Here is an 11,750-nt window from a genome sequence, read left to right as displayed (position 1 = left end):
ATTTATTTTCACCAATACCATCCTCCTGCGCATAACAGCTTTAGAGGATATGCTCCCTACTCTTTAACCTCTCCAATTGCCTCAATCTTTTCTATAGTACCAGAAAGGTTTTTCTTTTCGTTTAGGTTGAAATAGATAAAAATTGTAGCTACTGTAATTAGTGTATGTCCAAGATACTGCCCAATCAAACCTACTGCATTTAATGCGGTATAGGTCCAATCAAACATTACAGATGGATCGATACTTACCGTTTCAGCTATTGTAAATTGCTGAATAAAAAAGTAAATGTATTGTGGAATTTGAAAAACAATAACCATTACATAAAATAGTAAAAACACTACAAAAAGTGTTGCAAATGTCATCCACCATTCGCCTTTTACTAATTTAAAACTATAGGAGATAGTACTTGAAACATCCAACTTATCCAGTATTAAGATGGAATACACACAAGATAAAGCAACTCCGAAATAGATACCTGGGGCAAAACAAAATACCATACCACCTGCAACTATTAGCGCTACCAAAATGTTAAGACCAATTAGGCTCCAAAAATCATTTTTAACGCCTTGATTTATTTCATCTTTTATCACTACACCCTCATTTTTAATGTATGATTTGATGTAATGATTTACAACGGCATACAGTAAGCCATAATATGCCAAACCGGCAATAATCATAAGTCCAAGTGAAAACACAAGTGATAATGAATAACTTAAACCACTTCTTAAGAAATTTGTTCCTTCAAAACTATTTCCAATCGCTTTGGTATATACTACAAAAGCAATAACTAGAATAAATAAAGCAGGTCCTGCTATCCTTATGATATGGCCAAAAAGCGCTTTGCCCTCTAATCTTAGAAACTTAAAAGTATCGCTTAAAATAGTTCCAAGCTCACGTTCTTTTTTAAATTCTATTCTTTCTTTCATTTAATGAGTGCCTAAAGTTTTTTTTACGGCTATTGCCTACTGAGACGGTTTGCTTTTTTCCTAAGTTTAATGGAATAAAAAATATAATACCATAAAATAAGTGCGAGTGATCCACCAATGATTAAAATTGCTAAGAAATCTGGCATTTGAGTATAACGGGTTACAAACCCTTCTAGAAAACCTGCAATAATAAAAAATGGCACCGTACTCAGCATTATTTTTAACCCATCTTTAACACCACGAATAAAGCTTTGTAATCTGGTATAGGTGCCTGGAAATAAAATACTTCTTCCTAAAACAAGCCCAGCACAACCTGCAATGATAATTACTGAAATTTCTATAGTACCGTGGATCCAGATAGTACGAACACTTTCCCAACCCACGCCCTGTTCAAAAAAGAAATACTGAAAAGAACCAAGCATCACAGCGTTTCGCATTATAATAAAAAGGGTGCCTAACCCAAGGAAAATTCCGTAGAGAAAGGCATTTAAAGCAACCGTAATATTATTGATGGTAATACCAATAAACATTGTTGATCGCCCCATATCTTTATAGATAGCCATGGGATCGCCATTTTCAATATTATCTAAAGTAATATTTACATAACTATCCCCTAAAATAAGGCGAACAAAATTACCATCAGTCGCGGCAGAATATGCACCCACAACACTAAAAAGCACAAAGGTTAGAAAGGCGATGAGCAATTGTTTGTGATATTGAGAAAAGAAAAGAGGAAACTCTTTTGTGAAAAAAGTAATAAACCGTGTCCGGCTTTCTCTTTTAGATTTATAAATTTTTTGATGCGCTAGGACAGAGAGGCTATTTAGATAGGTAAGTGTGTTACTTCCAGGATAGAACGTCTGGGCATAACTCAAGTGATCTGTTACTTCCACATACAGCGAACTTAACTCATCGGGATTCATGATAATATTATTGCGCAATACGCTTTCAAATATTAACCATTTATCCTTATTTTGTTTCGCAAAAGCGGCTTCGCGCATGAGGTGGCATTTTTCTTTCAAAGAAACAGATTAAATGGATAATTTTCAAATAGAAACAGCTCAAAATATAAACATTTCTCAACAAGTGGCTGGAGTTGGACATCGCGTGCTTGCTTTTATTGTAGACTTGCTTATTATTGCTGCATATGTGTTGGTAATGTCTTTTATATTTTCAAACTTAGATATGTTTGAAGAAGAATTTTCTATCGTTGTTGGAGCAACCATTGGCTTGCCAGTTTTATTTTATCATCTTTTGTGGGAAACCTTGTGGGACGGTAAGTCTCCGGGTAAGGCATCTCTTAAAATGAAAGTTGTAAATATAGACGGGTCTAAACCAGATTTTTCGAATTTTTTGATTCGTTGGGTCTTACGAACTATAGATATTTCTATTTGCAGTGGGTCAGTAGCCTTATTTGTCGTTTTACTGAATGGAAAAGGACAACGCTTGGGGGATATTGCAGCAAGAACGACCGTAATTTCTGAAAGGGAGCCTATGAGTTTAGCTCGGACTATTTTAACTTCTTTACCAGACAATTACGAGCCTACCTATCCACAAGTAGCTATTTTTACTGATGCTGAAATGCAAGACATCAAAAATATTTATCAGGATGCCAGAAGAAATGCAAGGCACAAGGTCATTCTTAAATTAGCGATACGAGTATCTAAAGTGATGAATGTTACTTTTCAAGAAAAACCAATTCGATTTATTGATACGGTAGTGAAGGATTTTAACTTTTACACTCAGCAGTAGTTTTGAGTTGTGTGTTGTTACCTTTGTAGGATCGGCCAAAAAATGAAAAGTACGATGAAACTAAATGGAAATAACAAAAATAAATAGCAATGAGTTTACTTTTATTACTGGATATATTAGGTACGATTTCCTTTGCGGTTTCGGGAGCTTTAACGGCCATGAAGAAACGGTTGGATCCTTTTGGTCTTTTAATCATCGCTGTTGTGACTGCTTTGGGTGGGGGTACTTTACGAGATTTATTAATAGACGCTCCTATAACTTGGATGCGCGATCTTACCTATATCTATGTTATCGCGGGAGCTACAGTTCTAGCTGCTATATTTAGAAAAAAATTGAACTACGTGCGCAAATCCTTATTTTTATTTGACACCATTGGGATTGCATTATATACCGTAGTAGGAGTGGAGAAGGGCATTAGTTATGGATTTCCGCCACTTATTTGTATTGCGTTGGGAACGATGAGTGCTTGTTTCGGCGGAGTGATTCGCGATATATTATGTAATGAAATCCCTATTATCTTTAGAAAGAATGTGTATGCAACAGCTTGTATATTAGGTGGTGGTGCATACTTTTTATTGCTAAAAACGTCTCTTTCGGCAGAGTGGATTGTAATTATTTCTTTTTCAGTCGTAATCTCGGTACGTCTGCTTGCTGTTACTTTTAATTTGTCCTTACCCAATGTTTACAGGAAAAAGAAATGAGTAGGGGGGATTGTTGTTTTCTCTATGAAAAATTATCATCGTGGTCCCTCACATATTTTAATCTTGTGATATTTATGTCAGATTTTTCCCTTTATCCATAGTTAGATTTTTACTAGGACCACTTTCGATTTGAGGTGAGCCAAAAATCAAGACTTTTATTAGGCGTAGATGGGGTTATACCGTAAAATCGTATTTTGGTCTCATCTTATTGGAAAATAATATTAATATTAAAGACAATCTTCTTTTGTAATTCTTAACTATTAATCTAATTTTGGCGGCGAAATGAAGATGACTTTAAATAAATATTTTTATTTAATTGCTGTTATATTGATAAATTCATTTGCTACTATTCAGGCAAATAATTTTCAATTTAATACAGAAAAAGGGCTTAGTGTTTATAATTTTAAGATTGTACAGCCTTCTTCTGAAACGTCTTTTTATAACGATATAGATACTTCTTCTTTTAGTGAGGCTACTAATCATCTAGATTGTGCGCTTTTATTTGGTTTTATTGAGATTGTTGAACTCGAAAATGATGAGTTTTCTCCAAAACACAAACCGCAGCCAACAAATGCTCAAGAAGTAGCATTTAAAAATTCCAAGTTATTTAAAAATTCTTCTAAAGAACTTGAGAAAAATATACGACGTCCTCAAAGAGTTGTTTTAAAGTCAACGACTAAGCTTCACACGCAATACCAAGTTTTTATAATTTGATAATAGAAGACAGTTCTATTTTTAAATAGGCCTGTTTTTTCTTTAATTTTTTAAAATTTCAAGGGAAGTTTTAAATCACGAATCCTTTGAGATTCAATTAAAAATCATATCATTTTATAAAAAATTCATCAAGTGAATACCATAAAGAAAATCACGGTCTTCGCAGGCTTAACCGTATTATTATGCCTTAATAGCTGCGAGACACACAAACAAGAAAAGCACGAAGAAGCATACTTTCTAGTAACAAACCCCATAAAAAAAGACACTTTGACTACAAAGGATTATGTGAGTCAAATCCACTCTATAAGACATATTGAATTAAGGGCTTTAGAAAAAGGCTATTTAAAATCAATATCTGTAGACGAAGGTCAACACGTAAAAAAAGGGCAACATATGTTTCAAATTATGCCTAACATCTATCAAGCAGAACTTCAAAAAGCAAAAGCCGAATCTAAGGTTGCTAACATTGAGCTACAAAACACCCAATTATTAGCAGATGGTAACGTGGTATCTCCTAATGAGCTAGCCAAGGCTAAAGCTAATGCAGATAAGGCAAACGCAGAAGTTATGCTCGCTCAAACTCATTTAGGCTTTACAACTATAAAAGCACCATTTGAAGGTATTATGGACCATCTTGAAGTTAGAGAAGGGAGTCTTTTAGATGAAGGAGAGCTGTTAACTAAACTATCAGACAATAGTAAAATGTGGGTCTATTTTAATGTGCCAGAGGCCGAATACTTAGACTATATAATGGGTGAAGGTAAAAACAGCAATAAAGTTGTTGGACTTTTAATGGCGAACAACAAGCGCTTTAACCAAGAAGGAATTGTTGAGACTATTGAAGGAGAATTTAATAGTGAAACTGGAAATATTGCCTTTAGAGCTACGTTTCCAAATCCGGACGGGATTTTAAGGCACGGCGAAACAGGAAGTATTTTAATGACAGTTCCACATCAAGATGTTATTATAATTCCTCAGAAAGCGACCTTCGAAATTTTAGATAAAACATATGTTTTTATAGTTGATAAAGAAAATGTTGTTCACCAAAGGGAAATAACAATTGGTGCAGAATTACCTCATTTGTTTATTGTAGAAAATGGATTGTCAGAAAACGACACTATACTACTTGAAGGTATCAGGATGGTCAAAAACCAAGAAAAGATACGAATCAAAAAGGTGGAGCCAAGTGAAGTATTATCCAACTTAGCGCTTTACGCAGAGTAATCCATATTTAATCTACACACATCATGTTTAAACAATTTATAAAAAGACCTGTCTTGGCTATTGTCATTTCGGTTATGATTTTATTTATAGGGGGTCTTGCGATAAAGCAATTACCTATCTCTCAATTTCCTCAAATTGCACCTACTACTGTAAATATCTTTATAGCGTATCCAGGATCTAGTGCAGATGTATTGGTAAACTCGACACTTATCCCACTAGAGACCGCTATTAATGGAGTTCAAGATATGCGTTATATAGCATCTGATGCCACGAGTGCTGGTGAAGGTACATTGCGTGTCATTTTTGAACCAGGAACAGATCCAAATGAAGCCGTAGTTAGGGTGAAAACCAGAGTAGATCAAGTAATACCTTTATTACCAGAATTAGTGCAACGCGAAGGTGTTATTATTACACCAGTTCAACCTAGTATGCTAATGTATGTCAACCTTTCTAGTACAGATAAAAACAACGACGAAAAGTTTCTATACAATTATGCATACACAAAAATAATCCCAGAGATTCAACGTATTAATGGTATTGCCAGTGCTCAAATCTTAGGAAGTAGAAAGTATGCCATGCGCGTGTGGTTAAAACCAGACAGAATGCGTGCTTATAATATTTCTGCTGAAGAAGTTTTAGAGGCCATGAAAGACCAAAGCATTCTTGCCAGACCAGGACGTTTGGGTAGAAGTTCTGGGCAAACTGCTCAATCGTTAGAATATGTCTTGACCTATCAAAACAGATATAACAAACCTGAACAATACGACGAGATCATTATCAAGGCTAATAAAGAAGGCGAAATCGTAAAGCTTTCTGACATTGCTGATGTAAAACTAGGGAGTGAGTTTTTTGACATCTATTCTAATCTAGATGGTAAACCTTCTGCCTCTATTGTTTTGAAGCAAACATTTGGCAGTAATGGGAGCGATGTAATTGATGCTGTAAAAGAAAAGCTAGCCGAGTTAGAAGTAGATTTACCTCCAGCTGTTGATTTTCAAATTAGCTATGACGTTTCTAACTTCCTAAATGCATCTATTGAGCAGGTTCTGCATACACTTAGAGATGCTTTTATTTTGGTCGCTATTGTTGTGTTTTTGTTTTTGGGAGATTGGCGTTCTACGTTAATTCCTATCATAGCTGTTCCTGTTTCGTTGATTGGTGCATTCTTCGTTATGCAAATGTTTGGCCTGTCTATTAACCTAATTACATTATTTGCATTAGTGCTCGCTATTGGTATTGTCGTTGACAACGCTATTGTAGTGGTTGAAGCTGTCCATGTAAAAATGCATGAAGAACATCTCACGCCTTATAAAGCATCATATGAAGTGCTAGGCGAAATTGGGGGTGCTATTGTGGCTATTACATTGGTGATGGTTTCAGTCTTTATTCCTATTTCCTTTATGACAGGTCCAGTAGGTGTATTCTATCGTCAATTTTCAATTACGATGGCTGGTGCCATTATTATTTCGGCAATTGTAGCATTAACTTTAACCCCTGTTCTTTGCGCCATGTTATTAAAGAATAATCATGGTAAGAAAAGAACTTCTCCATTAGACAGATTTATAGACTGGTTTAATAAAGGCTTTGAGAGACTAACATGTAGCTATGTGAAAATATTAAACAAAATTGTAGCCAGAAGACTTGTGACCTTTGGAATATTAGCTGCATTCTGTGCCGGTATATTCTTTACAAACCAAGTACTGCCTGCCGGTTTTATTCCTAATGAAGATCAAGGAATGATCTATGCCATAATACAAACACCACCCGGTGCAACTTTAGAACGCACCAATGAAGTAGCTAGAAAACTTCAGAAAATATGTAAAGAAACAGAAGGTGTAGCATCTGTGTCCTCTTTAGCGGGTTATGAAATTATGACAGAAGGCAGAGGCTCTAATGCAGGAACCTGTTTGATTAATCTTAAACCTTGGTCAGAACGCGATCACTCTGTTCATGAAATAATGGAAGAACTAGAGCTAGAAACGAAAGATTTAGGAGCAGTGATAGAATATTTTGAGCCACCTGCTGTACCTGGTTTTGGGTCTTCTGGTGGGTTTGCAATGCGTTTATTGGACAAGACCAACTCCACAGATTATCATCATTTTGAAGAGATAAACAATGAGTTTATGGACGCCTTGTCTAAACGTAAAGAGCTTACTGGCTTATTTACCTTTTTTTCTGCTAATTATCCCCAATATGAGCTGAAAATAGACAATAAAAGGGCAATGCAAAAAGGCGTAACTATTGGTAATGCAATGGAAAACCTAAACATTTTGATTGGTAGTACTTACGAGCAAGGTTTTATTCGTTTTGGTAGGTTTTTTAAAGTGTACACACAAGCTGCGCCAGAATACAGACGCTTACCAAGCGATCTCGAAAAACTTTTTGTAAAAAATGAAGAAGGAGAAATGGTTCCGTATTCTGCTTTTATGAGCATTGAAAAAAAGTTAGGTCCTAATGAAATTACACGTTATAATTTGTATAATTCTGCATCTATAAGAGGATTACCTGCACCTGGTTTTACAAGTGACGAAGCAATTAAAGCGATTAAGGAAGTAGCTGTTAAAGAATTACCAAAAGGTTATGATATTGCTTGGGAGGGTTTAAGTTATGATGAAGCAAGAAGAGGCAATGAATCGACATACATTTTTATTATTGTACTGGTATTTGTCTACTTTGTTCTTGCGGCACAATACGAAAGTTTCCTTTTACCTTTTGCAGTTATTTTTTCCTTACCTGTGGGTATTTTTGGCTCGTTTATCATGCTAAAAGCTATGGGGCTCGCTAACGATGTGTACGCTCAGATAGGGGTCATTATGCTTGTTGGGTTACTTGGTAAAAACGCCGTATTAATTGTAGAGTTTGCGGTACAAAAGCAGCGGCAAGGCGCTACGGTTTTAGAGTCAGCTATAGCAGGTGCTAGAGCCAGATTTAGACCAATTTTAATGACGTCTTTTGCCTTTATTGCAGGATTAATCCCATTAGTTGTAGCTTCTGGAGCAGGTGCCATTGGTAATAGAACTATTGGAGGTTCTTCTTTAGGGGGTATGCTCGTCGGAACACTATTTGGAGTTTTAGTTATTCCTGGTTTGTATTACATTTTTGCTACAATGTCTAAAGGAAGAGGTCTTATTAAAGAGGAGTCTAGTGAGCCTATTTCAGAAGAGTTTATGCGAAATAGTGAAGGCAAAAATCAAAGTAAAGTAAATGCCGGAGCAATTACCAAACTATCAAAATTGTTCAAAAAAAATCGTAAAAACAAAAAAGATGAATAATAAAATAAAAAACACAACATCGATTTTAATAGGGGTCCTTGCGTTATTGTCTTTCTACTCTTGTGTGCCTACTCAAAACGCCATTAGAGAAGAAAACAAAACGGTTCCTGAGAACTATAAAAATGAATTAAGAGACACGCTCAATACAGCAACTGTGCAATGGAAAAAATTCTTTTTAGACTCAAAATTAGTCGCGTTAATTAATACAGCAATAACAAATAATCAAGAGCTAAATATTATGCTGCAGCAAATAGCGATGGCAAATAATGAGATTCAAGTGAGAAAAGGAGAGTACCTACCTTTTGTAAATGTTTATGCTGGTTCTGAAGTAGGAAAAGTAGGAAAATATACCAGAAACGGTGCGGTAGAACAGAATTTAAACATTCGAGAAGACCAGAAGTTTCCTGAACCGTTAGCTGATTTTTCAGTGGGTCTTTCTGCATCTTGGGAATTGGATATTTGGAAAAAACTTCGCAATGGTAAAAAAGCCGCAGTTTTAGAATATTTGAGTACCATCGAGGGTAAGAATTTTATGGTTACGAACTTAGTATCGGAAATTGCCAATTCCTATTATGAACTCTTGGCTTTAGATAATCAGTTAATCATAATTGAGCAGAATTTAGAAATTCAACAGAATGCGTTAAAAATGGTGAAACTTCAAAAGCAAGCAGCAAGAGCAACACAATTAGCGGTCAGACGTTTTGAAGCTGAAGTTTATAAAAATCAGAGTAATAAATTTGCTATTCAACAAAGTATCGTTGAAACTGAAAATAAAATCAACCTCCTCTTAGGTCGTTATCCAGAAACTATTGATAGAGATTCAGGGAATTTTCTAGAGACACCTATTGATTTTGTTCATGCAGGTATTCCGTCTCAACTTTTAGCTAATCGTCCAGATATTAGACGTGCTGAGTATGAGTTAGAAGCTTCTAAGTTAGATGTTAAAGTCGCAAAAGCTAATTTCTATCCTTCAATAGGGATTAATACTGGTGTTGGTTTACAAGCGTTTCAGCTAAAATTTTTAATGAGCACACCAGAGTCGCTTTTATATTCTCTAGTTGGTGACGTGGTGAGTCCTTTAATAAATAGAAACGCCATTAAAGCAGCATATAAAAATGCAAATAGCAGACAATTACAAGCTATTTTTGCATATGAAAAGGCTATTTTAAATGCTTATATAGAAGTGGCTAATGAGCTATCTAATATTAATAATTTAAAAGAAAATTATAAGTTGAAAGAACAGCAAGTAAACGCGTTAACTGAATCTATAGCCCTTTCTATTAGGCTTTTTAAATCTGCAAGAGCAGAATACACAGAAGTTTTACTCACTCAAAGAGAAGCTTTAGATTCTAAAATTGAAATTATTGAAACTAAAAAAGATCAGTTTTTAGCGAATATAAAGATTTATCAAACCTTGGGTGGCGGTTGGAATTGATTGAAGATAGCCTAATAATTGAAAGCTATTTCACATTTTTTGTAAAATGGCTTTCTTTATTTTATGGAATGAACAATATTAAAAAAGGAGTTTCAATAACTTAGGTTTTGTTAATTAATAGCGTCCATCAATAGTATCTGAAAGCTGAATTTCCTTAGCGAATTTACGCTATAATTATGGGTAGAATTTTATCAAAAATCAACCTATGAAGAAGATTAAAAAGCACAGGACTATTAAGAATTAGGCAGCCTTTATTTAGGATGAATCAAATACTTTTCTAGCAAGACTTTTAAAATACCTCCACGGTTATTGTCACATTAACCAATGGCCATTCTGCTTTGTCTTTTTCTACCTCTGAAATCTTTTCTACGATATCCATACCTTTAGTTACTCTTCCATAGACGGTATACTTGCCATCTAGATGCTTTTTTGAAATGGGTTGCCCTAAGAAAATAAAAAATTCAAAAGGCTCACTTTTGTTGTCTTCATTTTCGCGGTAGTATTTAGCGCCGCTTATGGTGCCATATAAATGTTTACGGCCATTTTTTGTTTCGGAAGGGATGCGGTAGCGATTTCCAATGGCGGCTCTGTTTTCTTGTGTTGAACTATTATCACTGGTTCCTCCTTGAATTATAAACTTTGGTGTTACCCGATGAAAAAAAGTGTCATCAAAATATTTTCGTTTTGCCAAATACACAAAATTGGCTCGATGTAAAGGAGTGTCTTCAAACAATTCAATTTCTATTTCGCCAAGGCGAGTGGTTATTTTTGCTCTGGTTTCAGGATGTTCTTCTCCGTAATTGGTTAAGAAGGCTACTACGTTTTTATCTGTTATTTTTGGAAATATTTTAGTGGTGTCTTTTAGTCTTTCTCTTCCATTTTCTTTTAAATTTTTAACGTTAGCAGTACTATTATTCTGAGGTTGTTCCGTTTCCAAAGTACTTTTTAAAGTGTTCTTTTTTGTATCTTTACAGCTCAAAATGAATAGGAAACCGCAGCAAATAGTGGCTATTAATTTTATGGAATATGACATTTAAGGAGTTTGAAAATAAGATTGTAAAAATAGCAAATTTGAGTCTTCCCGGCGAAGTTTCGCATCATAAAATGGCACCTGTCGAACGACTGAAAGAACTTACCGATAGTGCTAGAAATAAGAATACGGCTAGACGTGCAGCCGTAATGGCTCTGTTTTATCCTGACGCAAATAACGAGACCAATTTACTGCTCATCCTTCGCAAAACCTACAAAGGAGTGCATAGTGGGCAAGTGGGTTTTCCGGGCGGAAAAGCAGAACCTGAAGATGCAACAATACAAGAAACTGCTTTGCGTGAGACAGAAGAAGAGGTAGGGGTTTTACAAAATGAGATTCAGGTTTTAAAAAAGTTAACTGAAATATACATTCCTCCCAGCAACTTTTTTGTGCAGCCTTTTATTGGAGTTTCTACAAAAACCCAAAATTTCATAAAGCAGGATGAAGAAGTAGAAGCACTAATTGAAGTGCCACTACATCATTTTATGGATGATAGTGTATTGACAACAAAAACGATAACAACTTCTTACGCGACTGATATTGAAGTGCCTGCATTTATTTTAAATAATCATGTAGTTTGGGGAGCTACAGCAATGATGTTAAGTGAAGTACGAGAGTTAATCAAAGACCTGTTATAATCCGATATTTATGTATCTTTGTAATCTTGTTCTGTTCTAAAAAGTATAGTGGAGCATT

10 protein-coding genes are annotated in these 11,750 nt (G+C 35.1%); 7 read left to right on the top strand and 3 right to left on the bottom strand.

Annotated elements, in window-relative coordinates:
* Nucleotides 1–56 precede the first annotated feature (56 nt).
* Entirely contained in the window at nucleotides 57–926 is an 870-nt protein-coding gene (locus ABXT67_RS15605; protein WP_415374954.1) for a hypothetical protein, read from the bottom strand.
* A 29-nt stretch (nucleotides 927–955) separates the two neighbouring features.
* Nucleotides 956–1,927, bottom strand: a complete 972-nt coding sequence (locus ABXT67_RS15600) for a stage II sporulation protein M (RefSeq protein WP_415374953.1) — start codon at nucleotides 1,925–1,927, stop codon at nucleotides 956–958.
* Between the two features lie 34 nt (nucleotides 1,928–1,961).
* Between ABXT67_RS15600 and ABXT67_RS15595 the strand changes: the two genes are divergently transcribed.
* The 6 genes from ABXT67_RS15595 to ABXT67_RS15570 all read left to right on the top strand — a co-directional run bounded on the left by ABXT67_RS15595 (nucleotide 1,962) and on the right by ABXT67_RS15570 (nucleotide 10,024).
* Nucleotides 1,962–2,678 (top strand): RDD family protein, encoded by a 717-nt coding sequence (locus tag ABXT67_RS15595; protein ID WP_415374952.1) that lies wholly within the window; start codon nucleotides 1,962–1,964, stop codon nucleotides 2,676–2,678.
* 89 nt (nucleotides 2,679–2,767) lie between these two features.
* Nucleotides 2,768–3,379, top strand: a complete 612-nt coding sequence (locus ABXT67_RS15590; RefSeq protein ID WP_415374951.1) for a trimeric intracellular cation channel family protein — start codon at nucleotides 2,768–2,770, stop codon at nucleotides 3,377–3,379.
* Between the two features lie 288 nt (nucleotides 3,380–3,667).
* Nucleotides 3,668–4,093, top strand: a complete 426-nt coding sequence (locus ABXT67_RS15585) for a hypothetical protein (protein ID WP_415374950.1) — start codon at nucleotides 3,668–3,670, stop codon at nucleotides 4,091–4,093.
* A 141-nt stretch (nucleotides 4,094–4,234) separates the two neighbouring features.
* Nucleotides 4,235–5,317 (top strand): efflux RND transporter periplasmic adaptor subunit, encoded by a 1,083-nt coding sequence (locus ABXT67_RS15580; RefSeq protein WP_415377017.1) that lies wholly within the window; start codon nucleotides 4,235–4,237, stop codon nucleotides 5,315–5,317.
* Nucleotides 5,318–5,340: 23 nt separating this feature from the next.
* Entirely contained in the window at nucleotides 5,341–8,589 is a 3,249-nt protein-coding gene (locus ABXT67_RS15575; RefSeq protein WP_415374949.1) for an efflux RND transporter permease subunit, read from the top strand.
* Nucleotides 8,582–10,024 (top strand): TolC family protein, encoded by a 1,443-nt coding sequence (locus ABXT67_RS15570; protein WP_415374948.1) that lies wholly within the window; start codon nucleotides 8,582–8,584, stop codon nucleotides 10,022–10,024. The genes ABXT67_RS15575 and ABXT67_RS15570 overlap by 8 nt, the downstream gene beginning before the upstream one ends.
* Before the next feature lie 289 nt (nucleotides 10,025–10,313).
* Here the strand turns inward: ABXT67_RS15570 and ABXT67_RS15565 are convergent, their stop codons facing one another.
* Nucleotides 10,314–10,961 (bottom strand): peptidylprolyl isomerase, encoded by a 648-nt coding sequence (locus ABXT67_RS15565; protein WP_415374947.1) that lies wholly within the window; start codon nucleotides 10,959–10,961, stop codon nucleotides 10,314–10,316.
* An 89-nt stretch (nucleotides 10,962–11,050) separates the two neighbouring features.
* On the opposite strand from ABXT67_RS15565, the gene ABXT67_RS15560 reads away from it, so the two are divergent.
* A complete protein-coding gene (locus ABXT67_RS15560; protein WP_415374946.1) occupies nucleotides 11,051–11,692 on the top strand; it encodes an NUDIX hydrolase in 642 nt (213 codons plus the stop codon).
* Nucleotides 11,693–11,750 lie beyond the last annotated feature (58 nt).

The organism is Patiriisocius sp. Uisw_017, assembly GCF_047731265.1.
GTDB lineage: Bacteria > Bacteroidota > Bacteroidia > Flavobacteriales > Flavobacteriaceae > Patiriisocius.
This window is presented reverse-complemented; position numbering and strand designations above follow the sequence as displayed.